Origin of the sequence: Pantoea sp. RIT-PI-b (genome assembly GCF_001187905.1) — a bacterium.
Classification (GTDB): Bacteria; Pseudomonadota; Gammaproteobacteria; order Enterobacterales; family Enterobacteriaceae; genus Pantoea; species Pantoea nemavictus.
On sequence record NZ_LGIS01000014.1, the window covers coordinates 18796 to 35656 of the forward strand.

A 16861-nucleotide genomic window follows, 5' to 3' on the forward strand; every position below is an offset into this window, starting at 1 on the left:
AATGCGCACCCGACATTGATAATCAGCAAAATGGTGAAAATCCCCTTTAACATCAAGGGATTCTATCTTGCCATCAATGCAAAAAAATTCGCTAAAAGGGTTTACAGACGCGAATGATAATGATTATTATTGTCATGCGAGCTCGGAAACGTCTCCTGACATCTGGGTAAGCACGACATTGCTCACATTGCTTCCAAGTATTATTTAGCCAGCTCGGGTGCTGGCTTTTTTTTTGCTTTTACATGGTGTACCAGGTTGCCGCGCCGGGCCCAACCGGCAGATTGAACACGAACACCCACAGCACAAACAGCAGCGTCCAGCCAATCATAAACACCACCGAATACGGCAACATCATGGCCACCAGCGTACCGATGCCCATGTCACGACGATAGCGCGCCGCCACCGCCATAATCAGACCAAAATAACTCATCATCGGCGTTATCACGTTGGTCACAGAGTCGCCAATGCGGTAAGCCGCTTGAATCACTTCTGGCGCAAAGCCCACCAGCATCAGCATCGGCACAAAGATTGGTGCGGTAACCGCCCATTGTGCCGAGGCGGAGCCAATCATCAAATTGATAAAGCCGCAGATCATGATGAAGCAAACAAACAGTAGCGGTGCGCCCATATCCAGTGATGCCAGCAGATTGGCGCCTTTCACCGCCACCACGGTGCCGAAGTTGCTCCAGTTAAAGAACGCCACGAACTGCGCAGCAAAGAACACCAGTACGATGTACATGCCCATGCTGCTCATGCTGGCAGACATGGCGTTGATCACATCACGATCGGTGCGCATATTGCCGATGAGTCGGCCATACACCATGCCTGGAATAGCGAAGAAGACAAAGATAAACACCACAATGCCTTTCAGGAAAGGCGAGCCCGCCAGCGTGCCGGTTTTCGGATTGAGCAACACGCCGTAACCCGGAATGACGGTTAGTATCAGCAGCATTGTGACGCCCAGTACCGCCCAGCCGGCACCTTTCAGCGCCCGACGTTCAGTCGCTGTGAGCGCGCCCATATCGCCACGCACCGCATCGCCCTCGCTATCCTGATATTTGCCCAATTTCGGCTCGACGATGCTGTTGGTAATCCATGTACCCAGAATGGAAATCACGAAGGTGCTGACAAACATGAAGTACCAATTCACTTCCGGGCCAACATGGTAGTTCGGATCGATAATCTGTGCGGCGCTTTGGGTAATACCCGACAGCAGCGGATCGATGGTGCCGAGCAATAAATTCGCGCTGTAGCCGCCTGAAACCCCAGCAAACGCTGCAGCCAGACCCGCCAATGGATGACGGCCCAGCGAGTGGAAAATCATGGCTGCCAGTGGAATCAGCACCACATATCCCAGCTCCGAAGCCGTATTGGAGATAATACCGGCGAAGACGACAGTAAAGGTGATGAGCTTTTTCGGTGCGTTAAACACCAGTGCGCGCATTGCTGCCGAGAGCAGCCCCGAATGTTCGGCAATGCCCACGCCGAGCAAGGCAACCAGCACGGTGCCGAGTGGTGCGAAGCCGGTGAAGTTGGTAACCAGATTGCTGACAATACGCTGCAGACCTTCGGCACTCATTAGGCTAACCACGTGAATCACCCCATCCGGCGCGCGGCCCGCCGCCCCAATAGGGCGCGGATCCATGACGCTGACACCGAAGGCGGCAGCAACGGCTGATGCGACAATAATAAAGAGCGCAAAGATCGCGAACAGCGTTATTGGATGGGGCAGCAGGTTGCCGAGCCACTCAACGGTATCCAGAAAGCGTTCAATAGGACGCCTGGTGGATGCAGAAGTTTGGTCCGTCATGATTGTCCTTGTTATGTCTTTAGGTGCTAATTTGCAGGACTGCCGATGCTCTTTGTTCTCACTCTGATTAGCTACAAGACCCTTCTCGTTAGTTCAGCCGTAAGGTTTCCCACAAAACCTGAACCTGACAAAAAATGATAAACTCGGGTTACCTTTGATCTCAGGCGCACACGATGAAGAAGAAAAGACCGGTATTACAGGACGTTGCCGATCGCGTCGGCATCACAAAAATGACCGTCAGCCGCTACCTGCGCAATCCCGATCAGGTCTCAGCGGCGCTGCGCGACAAAATCGCCGTGGCGCTGGATGAACTCGGTTATATCCCCAATCGCGCCCCCGACATGCTCTCTAACGCCACCAGTCGCGCTATCGGCGTGCTGCTGCCTTCGCTGACCAACCAGGTTTTTGCAGACGTGCTGCGCGGGATTGAAGCCGTCACCGATGAAGCGGGTTATCAAACGCTGGTGGCGCACTTTGGTTACAACGCGCAGAAAGAGGAGCTCCAGCTGCGTTCGCTGCTCGGCTGGAACATCGACGGCGTGATTCTCACCGAACGCACTCACACGCCAGGCACGCTGCGCATGCTGGAAGTGGCGGGCATTCCGGTGATTGAGATGATGGATTCGGTAACGCCTTGCCTCGATATGGCGGTAGGCTTTGATAACGTCGAGGCGGCACGTCAGATGACGCATGCTATCCTGAAAAAAGGGCATCGCCACACCGTTTATCTCGGCGCACGCCTTGATGAACGTACCTTACAGAAACAGCAAGGTTATGAAAAAGCGATGCGCGAAGCCGGGCTGACGCCGCACAGCGTGATGATGGAAGATGCTTCTTCATTCAGCGCCGGCGCGCAACTGCTGTGCGAAGCGCAGAAGCGTTATCCTGAGACCGATAGCCTGTTCTGTACCAACGATGACCTGGCGGTTGGCGCCATGTTTGAGTGCCAACGCCAGGGATTGCGCGTGCCGCAGCAGATGGCGATTGCCGGTTTTCACGGTCACGACATTACGCAAGTGGTGAATCCGCGCCTCGCCACGGTGTTAACGCCGCGTGAGCGCATGGGTCGTGAATCGGCGGCGATGCTGCTGGCGCGCATTGGCGGCGATCGCAGCGTCACGCAACCATTGGATGTCGGTTTCGAAATTGCCGAAGGTGACAGCATCTGATTTTGGCGAATTTATGAGTCAGTTCACACTTTCGTGCTTTTCCGCCTAACAAGGGTTGCCAGCCTTTGAGTGGGCTCCGACAATGATGACTGAATTTGTTATCGGTAACATTGGGCAGAAATCACTGCCGGAGCGCAAAACAATGACTACGCCATCTCCATCGCACCACGTCTTTATCCTGATGGGCGTTTCCGGCAGCGGAAAATCTGCCGTCGCCAATCAGGTCTCTCACCAGTTAAACACTGCGTTTCTCGATGGCGATTTCCTCCATCCGCGCAGCAACATCATGAAAATGGCCGATGGTCATCCGCTGGACGACAACGATCGCCAGCCGTGGCTGCAGGCGCTGAATGATGCGGCGTTTGCCATGCAGCGCACCCAGGAAATCTCCATTATCGTCTGCTCGGCGCTAAAAAAGTCCTATCGCGACATCCTGCGTCAGGGCAACGAGAACCTGAAGTTTATCTATCTGCAGGGCGATTTCGAGACCATCGAATCCCGTTTGAAGGCGCGTAAAGGCCACTTTTTCAAACCGCAGATGCTGGTGACGCAGTTCGCCACGCTGCAGGAACCCGGCGCGGATGAGCCCGATGTACTGGTGGTTGATATCAATCATTCACTGGGTGAGGTAGTTGCGGCCACGGTTGCGACCATTGAGGGTGCAATCAACAAGGGTTAGTCATGAGTACCGCAACGCTAGTATTAACCGCAGCAGGCTCTGTCCTGCTGCTGCTGTTTTTGGTGATGAAAGCGCGTATGCACGCCTTTGTTGCCCTGATGTTAGTCTCCATTGGTGCTGGTCTGTTTTCCGGCATGCCGCTCGATAAAATCGCCGAAACCATGGAAAAAGGCATGGGCGGAACGCTCGGCTTTCTCGCCATTGTGGTGGCGTTGGGCGCGATGTTCGGCAAAATCCTGCATGAAACCGGCGCGGTCGATCAAATTGCCATCCGCATGTTGAAAACCTTTGGTGAAAGCCGCGCGCACTATGCGATGGGCGTCGCCGGGTTAATCTGCGCGCTGCCGCTATTTTTCGAAGTGGCGGTGGTGTTGCTAATTAGCATTGCGTTCGCGGTGGCGCGTCGCACCAAAGGCAATTTAGTTAAGCTGGTGATTCCGCTCTTTGCCGGGGTAGCCGCGGCGGCGGCGTTTCTGTTGCCGGGACCGGCGCCGATGCTGCTGGCTTCGCAAATGCACGCCGATTTTGGCTGGATGATCCTGCTGGGCCTGTGCGCGGCAATCCCGGGCATGCTGATTGCCGGTCCGCTGTTTGGTAACTTTATCGCGCGTCACGTCAGCTTTAGCGCCCCGCCGGAAGATCATCAGCCGGAAGTGGAAGAGGGCAAACTGCCGTCGTTTGGCTTTAGCCTGGCGCTGATTCTGTTCCCGCTGCTGTTGGTCGGTCTGAAAACCATCGGCGCGCGCTTCACCACGCCGGGTACCCATTTGTATGAGTGGCTGGAGTTTATCGGCCATCCGTTCACGGCGATTCTGCTGGCCTGTCTGGTGGCGATTTATGGCCTGGCGTACCGTCAGGGCATGGATAAAGAGAAGGTGATGCAGGTGTGCGGCAGCGCGCTGCAGCCGGCGGGCATTATTCTGCTGGTGATCGGTGCGGGCGGCGTGTTTAAGCAGGTGCTGGTGGATTCGGGTGTGGGCCCGGTGCTGGGACACGCGTTGACTGGCGCAGGTATGCCGATTGCGCTGGCGTGCTTCATTCTCTCCGGTGCGATCCGCGTGATTCAGGGCTCGGCTACCGTGGCGTGTTTAACCACCGTGGGTTTGGTGATGCCGGTGATTGAACCGCTGCACTACAGCGGCGCGCAGCTGGCGGCGCTGTCGATCTGTATCGGCGGCGGCTCGATCATTATCAGTCACGTGAATGATGCCGGCTTCTGGCTGTTTGGCCGCTTTACCGGCGCCACCGAAGCCGAAACGCTGAAGACCTGGACGCTAATGGAAACCATCCTCGGTACCACTGGCGCGATTGTCGGAATGATTGCGTTTAGTTTGCTGTCGTGATGTAAAACCCGCGCAATAAATTGCGCCGCTACGGAATGCAGATGTTTGTAGCGGCGCGATTCATCGCGCGTTTTTGAACTTATCAATCCTCATCCCGCTCGTCATCCGGCTGATCTAACACCGTGTACGCCACGGCGCAGAACAGCGAATTCAAACGTTTCATATCGCCCAATAATCCAAGATGCAGCGAGCTGGTTTCAATGCTTTGCACATTTTGCAGATGTAAACGCTCGACGTGCGCGTGGGAGAAGCGGCGAATCAGAATGCGGAAACGATGTTTAGAGCGGCGCAGGCGTTTGGCGCTGGTGACATCGTGCGACAGAAACACCGACAAACTCAGGCGCAGGTTATACAGCACCTGCTCCTGCAAGGTTTGCAGCTCCTCCAATCCTTCCGCTGAGAAGGCGCGGCGCGCGGTCAGCGACTTATCCGCTACGTCGGCGCACATGCGTTCAATAATATCGCCCGCCTGTTCCAGATTGAGCGCCATCTCAATGATCTCCGCCCAGCGGCGGGAATCATCCTCCGGCAAATCCTCTTTCGGCATGCGCGCCAGATAGAGTTTGATCGCGGTGTAGAGCACATCCACATCATCATCCAGCCGCCGCACCGCGCGCTCTTCTCGCAGGTCGCCGTGCACCACTTTATTGAATGACTCAATCATCTGCTCGACCACGTCGCCAATACGCAGCGTTTCGCGCGAGGCATTTGCCAGTGCTAACGCCGGCGTATCTAGCGCGCTACTGTCGAGATGTTTGGGTTTCAGATGGGTTTCATTCTCCGCATCGTCGTCAATCATGCGGCGGCACAGACGCGCCATCGGCTCGGCAAACGGCACCATCACTAAGCAGCGAATCAGGTTGTAGAACACGTGGAAGAAGATCACCAGCTCCTCATCATTGACCGGTAATTTGTCGAGGATGTCGGCGACGAAATTGACGAACGGCAAAATGGCGATGCTGCCAATCAGCTTGAACAGCAGGCTGCCGAGTGCAACACGTTTGCCGGCGGCGTTGGAGCCGCTGGCGTTGATCATTGCCAGTAAGCCGCTGCCGAGGTTGGCGCCTATCACCAGACAAAGCGCGACTTTAAACGAGATGACGCCGGTTGCCGTCAGCGTAGCGGTAATCAGCACCGCCGCGAGGCTGGAGTAACTGATGATGGCAAACACCGCGCCAATCAACGCATCGAGCATCACGTCGCCAGTTAGCGTCGAGAACAGCACCTGCACGCCTGCCGCCTGGGTAATCGGTTTGGCGGCGGCGACAATCAGCTGCAACGCCAGCAAAATCAGCCCCAAACCTATGCTGGCGCGGCCCAGCTGACCGCCGCGCGTCTGCTTGCGGCTGAGGAAAAACACTACGCCAAAGAAGATGAACAGCGGCGAAAGCCACGTCAGATCAAAGGTCAGGATGCGCGCCATGATGGCGGTACCGACATCGGCACCCAGCACCACGACCAGCGCGGGCGTGAGGCTCACCAGATTCTGCGCGACAAAAGAGGTGACGAGCAGCGTGGTGGCGTTACTGCTTTGCACCAGCGCTGTGACGCCAATCCCGGCGAGAAACGCCATCGGTTTTTTTTCGACGCTGCGGCTGAGTACACGACGCAGATCGGCACCGTAAACGCGCATGATACCGGTACGCACGATGTGCGTGCCCCACACCAGCAGCGCAACGGCAGAGAGTAGATTAAGCAGAGTTAACACGGTTAAAGGCTCCTCATCCGTCAGGCGCAAACAACACCGATTGCCAGCCTGACGGTGAGCGCAACCGGTAAAACCTTCGCCGCGTTGCGTTGCCCATTTTTTCGTTTAAATTAAGCGACCTGGCGCAACGTCGACATCTCTAACTGTAGCCCAATCTGCATGCCAGCGGGGTGCAAATCTGCCACGCTACGGTTGAGGACATCAATCGAGAGCTCGACGTTTTGTGCGCGCACGCGATAGCGGATCACGTTGCCGAGCAAGCTGTGGCTGAGGATGGTGGCGGGAATGCCATCCGGTGGCGCGCACAGCCGAATTGACTCGGGACGAATCGCCACCTGGCCGCTAAATGTTTGGCCGGTAAGCTGCAATGCCTGCTCGGCGCTCAGCAGGTTGTAGTTGCCAATAAATCCGGCGGCGAACAGATCGGCTGGCTCGGTATACAGCCTCTCAGCGTTGCCGTTCTGCACGATCTTGCCACGATTCATCAACACGATGCGATCGGACATCGTCAACGCTTCTTCCTGATCGTGGGTGACGAACAGGGTGGTGAGTTTTAGCTCTTTTTGAATATTACGGATCTGTTCGCGCAGATGACGGCGAATACGCGCATCCAGCGCCGACAGCGGTTCGTCCAGCAGCAGCAAGCGTGGACGCGTCACCAGCGAACGTGCCAGCGCCACGCGCTGACACTGTCCGCCCGAAAGCTGATGCGGATAGCGGCGCGCGAAATCGGTGAGTTCGACCAGCGCCAGCACCTCCATCACGCGTTTTTGAATATCGCCGCTGGCCAGCTTCTGCATCTTCAGACCAAACGCCACATTCTTCTCAACCGTCATATTCGGAAACAGCGCGTAGCTCTGGAACACCATGCCAATGGTGCGCTTCTGCGGCGGCAGCGGCACGATATCCTGACCTTGCAGCAGCACTTTACCGCTATCAACGTCAGTCAATCCGGCGATGCAGCGTAGCAGCGTGGATTTACCGCAGCCGCTTGGGCCGAGCAGGGTGACAAACTCGCCCTCTTCGGCGCTAAAATCGATGTTTTCAAAAATGGCGGTCGGGCCGTAGCTTTTATTCAACTGAGTGACGTTCAGATAACTCATGGTCAGCCTCGTTCAGGATTGAGGGCATTCGCCAGCCAGGTGACCAGCAGAACGACGGCAAAATAGGAGATCACCAGCGCACTGGTGAAGTGGCCGCTGCCGTTGCGCATGTTAAACAGATAAACCTGCAAGGTTTCATAGCGGGTGCCGACCAGCATGTTAGCGAAGACGAATTCACCAATCAGGAAGGAGAAGGAGAGCAGCACCGCGATAAACACCCCTTTACGCAGGTTTGGCAGCACCACAAACAGCGCAGCCTGCCAGGTGCTGGCGCCGAGCAGCTGGGCGGCATCAATCAGCTCTTTTAGGTTGATCGCCTGCATGTTGTTGGAGATGGCGCGGTAGATAAATGGCAAAGCGATGGTGAAGTAGCAGCCGATCAAAATCCACGGCGTGCCGGTCAGCATCAAGGGTGACGACGAATAGAGCTGCGGCAGGCCGACCGATGACACCACCGGCGGCACGGCGAACGGCATCAGAATCAGCACATTCATTACCGCATCCAGCTTCGGATAGTAGTAAGCGATCACAAACATGGCGGGCAGCACCAGCACCAGCGAGAACAGTAGCGCACCGAAGCAAACCAGCAGCGAATGTCCCAGCGCCGTCAGGAAACGTGGATCGCTCCACAGCGCAGTCAGCCATTTAAGCGTAAAGCCCTGCGGCAGAATAGTGTCGCTCCAGCTGGTGGAAATGCCGTACAGCAGCGTCGCCAGCAGCGGCGCGGCCAGGATGCACAGCAGCAGCCAGACAATCAGGCGATGGTAAAATTTTTCCGCGCGAGACACGTGTGGCTCCTTAAGACGCTTTGGCGTTGAGATAGCTGCGGCGCACCAGATATTGCTGCACCACGGTAATCAGCGCCATGATCAGCACCAGCAGCATCGCCAGCGCACCGCCGGTATTGGGATCGAGTGAGATATCGCCGGATACCAGCGCCGCGATGCGCACCGGCACCACGTTAAAGTTGCCGGTTGTCAGCGCGTAAATGGTGGCGTAAGCACCGAGCGCGTTAGCCAGCAAAATCACGAAGGTGCCGAGTAGCGCCGGGAACAGAATCGGTAAACCGATATGCCACCAATAGCGCCCGCGCCCCGCGCCCAGCAGCGCGGCGGACTCCTGCCAATCCTGCCGCAAGCCATCAAACGCCGGATAGAGCAGCAAAATGCCAAGCGGGATTTGGAACCAGGTGTAAACCAGCACCATGCCGTCGCGCGAGAACAGCTTAAAGCCCTCCAGCACGCCGTAATGGCGCAGCAGCAGCGTCAGGCAGCCGTTCAGGCCAAGCAGGATGACAAAGGCAAACGCCAGCGGCACGCCGGCGAAGTTGCTGGTCATGTTGGTAAATGACATTAAAAAGCGCTGAAAACGCCCGCTGCCGAGTTGATGTAACGAATATCCAGCAATAAGCGAGATCAGCAGACCATAAATGCTTGACCAGATGGAGATATCCAGCGACAGGCGAAAGGCCTGTAAATAGAATGGCGAAGTGAGAATATCGCTATAGTTATCAATGCCCCAACGCTCATTCATGTCGCTCCAGAAGCTGTTGATAGCAATCCACAGCAGCGGTGCGAGCTGAAACGCCACCCAGAACAGGGCAAAAGGCAGCAGCAGCAGGGAAGCGAGCGTTTTTCCTTTCATTACTGCGGCTCCGCCAGTAACGCGCGGCAAACCGGCTTATCATGCTCAACGCCGAGTAAGGTGCAAACGATACCGCATAGCTCGGTCTGCTGGGGTTTGAGATCCGGCTGCAGTGAAAAACCGGCGCCAAACACAAACAGCGGCACCTGCGTCTCTTCGGGCAAAATGCCGCCGTGCGAGCGGTCATCGTTCATGCCGTGATCGGCGGTGACAATCACCTGATATCCGGCGGCCAGCCAACCTGGCATCCACTGCGACAGGTAACCATCGGCCATGCGCGCGCGGTTGCGATATTGCGGCGATGACAAACTGTGTTTGTGCCCGGCATCGTCAATGTTCATCGGGTGGATCAGCAGGAAGTCCGGATCGTGGCGCAGGCGCAGGCTTTCCGCGTCCTCAAACAGATGGGAATCCGGATAGCCGTCGTCCCAGTAAAAGTGCCCATACTGAATCGGCAGGTCGGGTGCGGCCGTATGCCGGTCGCGCACCGCATTGAACGGGGAGTGATTGTAAAGTTCACTCACCCAGTGATAGGCGGCCGCAGCGGTGGTGAGACCGGCTGCACGCGCATAATGGAAGATGCTGCGCTGATTACTTAAACGGCTGACGCCATTATGAATAATGCCGCTGCGCACCGGTGGAATGCCGGTGAGAATGCATTCATACAGCGGACGCGACAGCGAAGGCAGCTCGCAGGTCAGCGTGTAATATTGGCCGTTGCCCTGCGCGCATTCGGCAAATAGATAGCCCATCGCGTGCTGCGCTACCTGATTGCTCAGGCCATCCAACACCACCAGGATTGTTTTCATCCCTTCTCCTTTATGGCAATCGTTAATCCAGGTGCGCATAAATGCGCACCCTACAAAACAACGTTACTGTTTCATATTGATGATGACGTTCTCCTGCCACAGGCGCGGCAGCATTTTCGACGTCTTATCCCATGCCGCCTGGTCTTTGATTGGACGGGCATTCTTATACTCAGACTGCGGTAACAGTTTGGCCTGCACGTCAGCCGGCAGGGTTAAATGCTCAGCACGAATCGGACGCGCATAGCCTTTCGCCAGGTTGATCTGGCCTTCATCAGACAAGATGTATTCACGCGCCAGCTTGGCGGCATTTGGGTGTTTAGCGTACTTGTTGATGATGGTGCTGTAGCCCGAGGTGACGGAACCATCGGAGGGGATCACCACTTCGTAGCGATTTTTGTCGATTTGATCGCGATAGTTCAGACCGTTGAAGTCCCACACCACGGCAACCTGAATTTCGCCTTTCTCGATGTTGGCAATCACCGGATCGGTTACGCCAAGACGGCCCTCTTTCGCCAGGTCACCGAAGAAGCTCAGCGCCGGTTTAACGTTCTTCTCGTCACCGCCCATGGCGTAGCTGGCCGCCAGTACACCGTTGGCCGCTTGAGCTGCAGTACCGACGTCGCCGATAGTGACCACATACTTACCTTTCTTTAAATCGGCCCAGCTGTGTGGCACATCTTTCACCTGCTGCTTATCGACCAGGAAGGCGATGGTGCCGGTGTAGGCCAGCATCCAGTTGCCATCCTGATCTTTCGCCCAGCTCGGAATTTGATCCCAATGCGTTGGCTTGTAAGGTTGTGCTACGCCTTTCGCGACGGCAATCGGACCGAAAGCGGCACCCACATCACCGATATCGGCGCTGGCGTTCTCCTTCTCTGCAGCAAATTTTGCCAGCTCTTGCGCAGAAGACATGTCAGTGTCGCTGTGTTTCAGACCATATTTGCTGCTGAGATCACTCCAGGTATCTTTCCAGTTGGCCCAGCTATCCGGCATGCCGACGCTGTTAACCTGGCCTTCAGCGCGCGCGGCTTTTTCTAACGCGGCGAGGTCATTATCTGCAGCTTGCGCGGCAGGCAGCGCAAGCAGTACGGCACTGGCTACTACAGAGGCGATAAACGCTTTCATCTCGATTGCTCCCGGTATATGTTGTGGGACTTCTTGGTCTAGTCCAGCAAGAACCGAGCCAATGTAGCCCGAGTAGATGAAGGTTTTATGACCATGGTGGTGAAATGTGGTGTGGCGCGACGATCCACATGCGGTTACAGCGCGCTAAAGCGTGGGTTGACTCTTGTCACATTGTAGTCATCGAACTGTCATAGTGCAGATTTGCCCCAAAATGAGGCTGAAAAATGTTGTCAAAAACGGCGGATATGATTGCGGCAGGCGTGCGGGAACGCATTGAAAACGGTGAATTTGCCAGCGGTCGTTTGCCTGCGGAGCGCGCGTTAAGCGAACACTATTCCACCACGCGCATCACGCTGCGTGAGGCGTTGGGTTTGCTGGAAGCGCAGGGCATAATTTATCGCGAATTGCGCCGTGGCTGGTTTCTCGCACCGCCGCGCCTGGTTTATAACCCTTCGCATCACAGCCATTTTCATGCGATGGCGGCCGAGCAAGGTCGCGTTGCCAGCACCGAAGTGCTTGAAGCGCGTGAAGTGCCAGCCCAGTTGGCGATTGCGCATCATCTGCAGCTGCTGGAGGGCGACAAGGTGTACCGCATTCGCCGTTTGCGCCGCATTGACGGCCGCGCGGTGTTGTATGTTGAGCATTACCTTAATCCAGCCTATTTCCCGGGCTTGCTGGATGAAGATCTCACGCGTTCACTCACCGATCTCTATGACCAGCGCTACGGCATCCGCTACGGTGGCGCGCGCTTTACTATTTTGCCGGGGCCACTTCCGGTGCGTGCTGCGCCTGCGCTCAATGTCGCCAGCGGTACGCCGGGCTTACTGATTACCCGCATCAACCGCGATCAGCACAAGCGAGTGATTGATTGTGACTGCGAGTTCTGGCGCTACGACGCGCTGTGCGTAGATGTTGAAGTATAAATATTGTGATTTTGATCACGCTACAGCATGATAGCGTCAGAAAGTTCTTGAGAGACTAAGGCGCGAAAAAATGACAATAAAAACAGGGGTTGGGCAGTACATTTCATTAGCATTGCAGTGGGTGCTCAACATTGGCCTGATTATTCTGGCCATTATTCTGGTGGTGTTTCTCGGTAAGGAAACCATTCATCTGGCCAATGTGTTGTTCAGCACCGGTGAGCAGACCTCTTCTTATCTGCTGATTGAAGGCATCGTGATCTATTTCCTCTATTTCGAATTTATCGCGTTGATTGTGAAGTACTTTCAGTCGGGCTATCACTTTCCGCTGCGCTATTTTATCTACATCGGTATCACCGCCATTATTCGCCTGATCATCGTCGACCATAAAAACCCGTTTGATACGCTCTATTATTCAGCGGCGATTTTGATTCTGGTGGTGACGCTGTGGCTGGCAAACAGTAACCGCCTGAAGCGCGAGTAATTACCCTTCTTTATCTGCCGTGGCACAACGAGCCGTGCCACGCATTCTCCTCTGCGTTAAACTAGGGCAACTTTTTTTCCGGAGATGTCCTGATGTCGCATGACGCGCTGCGCCAGTTACGCGCACTGCACTGGCTGCCAGCCTCTTCCCCACGGCTTTCTGCCCCTTTACTCGACTGGTTACTTGAAGAAGATTCCATGACGCGTCGCTTTGAGCAGCATTGCCAGCAGGTGACGGTAGAACTCATTCGTGAAGCGTTTATTGGTGCCGATGAGGTAACGGATGAAGCTGAATTTCTGCCTAGTGATCAACGCTTTTGGCTACGCGAAATTGTGCTGTGCGGCGATGGTGAACCCTGGCTGATTGGCCGCACCGTGGTGCCGGAAAGTACCCTTCACGGCCCGGAGCAGATGCTGCAACAGCTGGGTACGCGCCCGCTTGGTCGCTATCTGTTTTCTTCATCGACTCTAAGTCGCGATTTTATCGATCCTGGCCAGGTAGACGATTTGTGGGGACGTCGTTCCCGCCTGCGTTTATCAGGCAAACCGCTACTGCTAACCGAACTGTTTTTACCGGCGTCGCCGCTGTATCGCGCGCTGGAGCAAGGATAAAACCACTGTGCAAAACACCTTACCCATGACCAAATGGCAGGCTTACTGCCGCCTGATGCGTATCGATAAACCGATCGGCACCGTTCTACTGTTGTGGCCGACGATGTGGGCGCTGTGGCTCTCGGGCATGGCGATTCCGCCGCTACCGGTGCTGCTGGTGTTTGTGCTCGGCGTCATCGTGATGCGTGCTGCAGGCTGCGTCATCAATGACTATGCTGACCGAAAAATCGATGGCCACGTCAAGCGTACCGCATCACGTCCGCTGGCCAGCGGCGCGGTAACGGAGAAGGAAGCCAAACTGCTGTTTGCCGGGCTGGGAATAGTGGCGTTTATGCTGGTACTGACCATGAACACCATGACCATTTTGCTGTCGTTTGGCGGTCTGGCGCTGGCATGGGTCTATCCGTTTATGAAACGCTACACGCATCTGCCGCAGGTAGTTCTGGGGGCGGCATTTGGCTGGGCTATTCCGATGGGGTGGGCGGCAGTTAGTGAGTCCTTACCTTTAGTGTGCTGGTTGGTATTCATCGCTAATATCTGCTGGACGGTGGCCTATGATACGCAATATGCGATGGTGGACCGCGATGATGATCTGAAGATTGGCGTGAAATCCACGGCGATCCTGTTTGGTCGCTATGACAAACTGATTATCGGTTTACTGCAGCTGGCGACGCTGGGCCTGATGGTACTGGTGGGCATGATGCTCAATCTGAATGGGGCATTTTACTGGGCGCTACTGCTGGCGGCAGGCTTATTTGTGCATCAGCAGAAGCTGATTGCTCAGCGCGAGCGCGATGCCTGCTTCCAGGCGTTTCTGAATAACAACTATGTGGGCATGGTGCTATTTATCGGCATTTTGCTCAGCACCGTACCGTTCGCCGATTTGCTGTAAACAAAAAAGGCGCACCGAAGTGCGCCTTTTTATCGCTGGTCGCCAGGTTAATCGTGCGCGACCGCGCTCTCAATCGTCAGACGCACATCGCTGGTCACTAACTCCGCCAGCATTTGCCACATCATATGACTCCGTTCTGCATCAGCATCGCCTTTATCACTGATGTAACCTTCATCACGCAGCGTTAGCACCAGCGCAGTAAATACCGCTTTATCAAAGAACTCTGGCGCGTTAATGCCGTGCAGCACTGACAGGCGTTGAGCCAACGTGCGGCTCTCCTTCTCCAGCGTGCCGCGGTTAATGGCCGGTTTTGCGCTGAGAATGGCGAAGGTAATCGCAAAGCGCTGCAGCGTTTCACGAATACCTGCCGCCAGCAGCTGCAGCGAACGGTGACGCGCCGGTGTCATTTTCAGCATGCCGTCTTGCAGTGTGATCAGCCCCTGACGCGCCATCTCGGCGCACAGAGCGTTGAGCACCGCAGGCAATTCCGCTTTATCCCAACGCAGGAACAGCTCGCTCTTCAACATCGGATACACCAGGCTAACCTGGCGCAGCAGCTCAGCATCGCTGATTTCGCGATGCTGCTGCACAATGGCGGCAATCAGCGACGGCATCACCAGCATGTGATGAATGTTGTTGCGATAGTAGGTCATCAGCACCGCCTGCTCGCGCGGCAGAATGATGATGTCGCCAATGTTGTCTTGCTCGGTCTCGAACTTGTTCATGCCCATGGCGTGATCAAGCAGCGCTTCGGCGCTCATATCCGGTACCGTTGCTTCCGGTGAATACGGTACGTTGCGCAGCAGTTGGGTGTAACACTCAAGCTGTTCAATCAACTGTTCGCGCGTCAATGAACGCTGACGTGAGGCCAGCAGCGCGGTGACGCACAGGTTCATGGCGTTCGCCGCACCCGCTTCGTTGATGCGTACCATCAGCTTCGCCGCAATATCATTCACGGCTGGCGTCATCCATGCAGGGCGTTGTGGTTCGATCGGATCGATTGCGTCACGCCATTCCGGCACGTTTTTGTTGAGGTAATTCATCAACGGCAGCGGTTCGCCAAAGTTGACGTAGCCCTGACCAAGATTGCGCAACTTACGTAAGCCGCGCACCATCTGCAGGAAGCTCTCTTTCTCTTTGGCGGCGCCACGCAGCTCTTTAGCGTAAGTACCCACTTCCATCACGTGCTCATAACCAATGTAAATCGGCACAAAAGTGATGGGACGACTGCCGCCACGCAGCATCGCCTGCAGCGTCATCGATAAGGTGCCGGTTTTCGGGTCCAGCAAACGTCCGGTGCGTGAGCGTCCGCCCTCAACAAAGTACTCAACCGAGTATCCACGGCTAAACAGCTCGCCAAGGTATTCACGGAACACCGTGGAGTAGAGCTTGTTGCCCTTGAAGGTACGACGAATAAAGAACGCGCCCAGACGACGGAAAATCGGGCCTGCTGGCCAGAAATTCAGATTGATACCTGCGGCAATGTGCGGCGGCACCAGGCCCTGGTGATAGAGCACATAAGAGAGCAGCAGGTAGTCCATGTGACTGCGATGGCAGGGCACATAGACAATCTCGTGGCCATCCTGCGCCAGCTGACGCACGCGCTCGCCACCGTGGACGGTGATGCCCTGATAAAGGCGGCTCCACAGCCAGCCCATTACGCGGTCGGTCACTTTAATCGCTTCGTAAGAGAAGTTTGCCGCCACTTCTTCCATCATTTCGATGGCATTCTGCTGAGCTTTCTCATGCGAAATCTTTTTACTGCGCGCTTCATCTTCGACTGCTTTTTCAATCGCTTTGGATTGCAACAGCTTATTGAAGAGGTCCTGACGCGCGGGCAGACGCGGTCCGACAGCGGCCAGGCGCTGGCGAGCAAAGTGAATGCGCGCGACACGTGCCAGTTTCTGCGCAATCGACTTGTCGGTGCCGTGTTCGGTCGCCATTTGGCGCAGCGAAACGGTTTGCGAGAAGCGAACGAAGCTATCGCGGCCGTGCCACAAAATGGCGAAGAACTTCTGCACGCCATTCAGAATACGCAGATGCGGTGTCGCTTCTCCCTGAATTTCACGTCCCGGCGCACGACCAAACATCACCGCAACGGGTAACATCTGGACATCGAGCTGTGGGTTGCTGCGGTGCAAATCGAGATAGTCGTGGAATAGCTTTACTGATTCCGGATTCGCCACGAAATAGGGAATAACGCGCGGGCCGTCGTGAATAAACACGTGGCGCGGTAGCAAGGTGCCATCGATCTCTAGCGGAGCCAGCGGATCGGGCAGATCATGTTTCAGACATTGCGCCCGTAGCGTGAGCAGGTCAGCCTTTGAATCATAAGGCAAAACATACATCACTGGACGTGTCGGATCGATCCCGTGTTCAGAGACGGGATCGGTCGGAATGACCTTACTTTTTACCAAAATAGAGAGTGGTAAATTCAATAATTTGTAATAGAGTTTACGCCAACCTGACATAGACAACTTAAAGCCTCTTGTTAGCAAAGCGCGGCAAGCATACCAGAAAGCGCAGCGAAGATCTGTGGCTCTGCCACCTCCCACTGCCACACA

The 16861-nt window shown here is 55.6% G+C and carries 15 protein-coding genes; 7 read left to right on the forward strand and 8 right to left on the reverse strand.

Features of this window, described 5'->3' with window-relative positions; translation table 11 throughout:
• Window positions 1–238 precede the first annotated feature (238 nt).
• On the reverse strand, window positions 239–1810 hold the full coding sequence (locus AC790_RS06525; protein ID WP_049851268.1) for an AbgT family transporter: 1572 nt from the start codon (window positions 1808–1810) through the stop codon (window positions 239–241).
• 173 nt (window positions 1811–1983) lie between these two features.
• On the opposite strand from AC790_RS06525, the gene gntR reads away from it, so the two are divergent.
• The 3 genes from gntR to gntU all read left to right on the forward strand — a co-directional run bounded on the left by gntR (window position 1984) and on the right by gntU (window position 5001).
• Complete coding sequence (gene gntR, locus AC790_RS06530; protein ID WP_009128557.1) at window positions 1984–2979, forward strand: gluconate operon transcriptional repressor GntR; 996 nt, start codon at window positions 1984–1986, stop codon at window positions 2977–2979.
• A gap of 142 nt (window positions 2980–3121) precedes the next feature.
• Window positions 3122–3658 carry a gluconokinase gene (gene gntK / locus AC790_RS06535; RefSeq protein ID WP_049851544.1) on the forward strand — a complete coding sequence of 179 codons (537 nt, stop codon included), beginning with the start codon at window positions 3122–3124 and terminating at the stop codon, window positions 3656–3658.
• 2 nt (window positions 3659–3660) lie between these two features.
• Window positions 3661–5001 carry a gluconate transporter gene (gene gntU / locus AC790_RS06540; protein WP_009128561.1) on the forward strand — a complete coding sequence of 447 codons (1341 nt, stop codon included), beginning with the start codon at window positions 3661–3663 and terminating at the stop codon, window positions 4999–5001.
• A gap of 82 nt (window positions 5002–5083) precedes the next feature.
• Here gntU and AC790_RS06545 read toward each other — a convergent pair whose 3' ends face one another.
• From AC790_RS06545 to AC790_RS06570, 6 genes are all read right to left on the reverse strand, one after another.
• A complete protein-coding gene (locus AC790_RS06545) occupies window positions 5084–6709 on the reverse strand; it encodes a Na/Pi cotransporter family protein (RefSeq protein ID WP_049851269.1) in 1626 nt (541 codons plus the stop codon).
• A gap of 110 nt (window positions 6710–6819) precedes the next feature.
• The gene (locus AC790_RS06550) at window positions 6820–7812 is read right to left on the reverse strand and encodes an ABC transporter ATP-binding protein (RefSeq protein ID WP_049851270.1); all 993 of its coding nucleotides are present in this window, start codon (window positions 7810–7812) and stop codon (window positions 6820–6822) included.
• Between the two features lie 2 nt (window positions 7813–7814).
• On the reverse strand, window positions 7815–8600 hold the full coding sequence (locus tag AC790_RS06555; RefSeq protein WP_049851271.1) for an ABC transporter permease: 786 nt from the start codon (window positions 8598–8600) through the stop codon (window positions 7815–7817).
• Between the two features lie 10 nt (window positions 8601–8610).
• The gene (locus tag AC790_RS06560; protein ID WP_009128572.1) at window positions 8611–9456 is read right to left on the reverse strand and encodes an ABC transporter permease subunit; all 846 of its coding nucleotides are present in this window, start codon (window positions 9454–9456) and stop codon (window positions 8611–8613) included.
• Entirely contained in the window at window positions 9456–10265 is an 810-nt protein-coding gene (locus AC790_RS06565) for an alkaline phosphatase family protein (protein WP_049851272.1), read from the reverse strand. Before AC790_RS06565 ends, AC790_RS06560 begins: the two co-directional genes overlap by 1 nt.
• Before the next feature lie 63 nt (window positions 10266–10328).
• Entirely contained in the window at window positions 10329–11390 is a 1062-nt protein-coding gene (locus AC790_RS06570; protein ID WP_009128577.1) for an ABC transporter substrate-binding protein, read from the reverse strand.
• Window positions 11391–11614: 224 nt separating this feature from the next.
• Here AC790_RS06570 and AC790_RS06575 point away from each other — a divergent pair, with 224 nt between their 5' ends.
• From AC790_RS06575 to ubiA, 4 genes are all read left to right on the forward strand, one after another.
• Window positions 11615–12313 carry a UTRA domain-containing protein gene (locus tag AC790_RS06575; protein WP_009128579.1) on the forward strand — a complete coding sequence of 233 codons (699 nt, stop codon included), beginning with the start codon at window positions 11615–11617 and terminating at the stop codon, window positions 12311–12313.
• Between the two features lie 70 nt (window positions 12314–12383).
• The gene (gene psiE, locus AC790_RS06580) at window positions 12384–12794 is read left to right on the forward strand and encodes a phosphate-starvation-inducible protein PsiE (RefSeq protein WP_008109934.1); all 411 of its coding nucleotides are present in this window, start codon (window positions 12384–12386) and stop codon (window positions 12792–12794) included.
• Between the two features lie 92 nt (window positions 12795–12886).
• Window positions 12887–13405: a chorismate lyase gene (gene ubiC / locus AC790_RS06585; protein ID WP_049851273.1), complete on the forward strand. Its 519-nt coding sequence runs from the start codon at window positions 12887–12889 to the stop codon at window positions 13403–13405.
• A 7-nt stretch (window positions 13406–13412) separates the two neighbouring features.
• Window positions 13413–14297 (forward strand): 4-hydroxybenzoate octaprenyltransferase, encoded by an 885-nt coding sequence (gene ubiA, locus AC790_RS06590; protein WP_009128586.1) that lies wholly within the window; start codon window positions 13413–13415, stop codon window positions 14295–14297.
• A 47-nt stretch (window positions 14298–14344) separates the two neighbouring features.
• Here ubiA and plsB read toward each other — a convergent pair whose 3' ends face one another.
• A complete protein-coding gene (gene plsB / locus AC790_RS06595; protein ID WP_049851274.1) occupies window positions 14345–16768 on the reverse strand; it encodes a glycerol-3-phosphate 1-O-acyltransferase PlsB in 2424 nt (807 codons plus the stop codon).
• Window positions 16769–16861 lie beyond the last annotated feature (93 nt).

Bases quoted from the DNA above. Each gene is read 5' to 3' on its own strand.
- AC790_RS06525 (WP_049851268.1), bottom strand. From the start codon at position 1,810: ATGACGGACCAAACTTCTGCATCCACCAGGCGTCCTATTGAACGCTTT.
- gntR (WP_009128557.1), top strand. From the start codon at position 1,984: ATGAAGAAGAAAAGACCGGTATTACAGGACGTTGCCGATCGCGTCGGC.
- gntK (WP_049851544.1), top strand. From the start codon at position 3,122: ATGACTACGCCATCTCCATCGCACCACGTCTTTATCCTGATGGGCGTT.
- gntU (WP_009128561.1), top strand. From the start codon at position 3,661: ATGAGTACCGCAACGCTAGTATTAACCGCAGCAGGCTCTGTCCTGCTG.
- AC790_RS06550 (WP_049851270.1), bottom strand. From the start codon at position 7,812: ATGAGTTATCTGAACGTCACTCAGTTGAATAAAAGCTACGGCCCGACC.
- AC790_RS06560 (WP_009128572.1), bottom strand. From the start codon at position 9,456: ATGAAAGGAAAAACGCTCGCTTCCCTGCTGCTGCTGCCTTTTGCCCTG.
- AC790_RS06565 (WP_049851272.1), bottom strand. From the start codon at position 10,265: ATGAAAACAATCCTGGTGGTGTTGGATGGCCTGAGCAATCAGGTAGCG.
- AC790_RS06570 (WP_009128577.1), bottom strand. From the start codon at position 11,390: ATGAAAGCGTTTATCGCCTCTGTAGTAGCCAGTGCCGTACTGCTTGCG.
- AC790_RS06575 (WP_009128579.1), top strand. From the start codon at position 11,615: ATGTTGTCAAAAACGGCGGATATGATTGCGGCAGGCGTGCGGGAACGC.
- psiE (WP_008109934.1), top strand. From the start codon at position 12,384: ATGACAATAAAAACAGGGGTTGGGCAGTACATTTCATTAGCATTGCAG.
- ubiC (WP_049851273.1), top strand. From the start codon at position 12,887: ATGTCGCATGACGCGCTGCGCCAGTTACGCGCACTGCACTGGCTGCCA.
- plsB (WP_049851274.1), bottom strand. From the start codon at position 16,768: ATGTCAGGTTGGCGTAAACTCTATTACAAATTATTGAATTTACCACTC.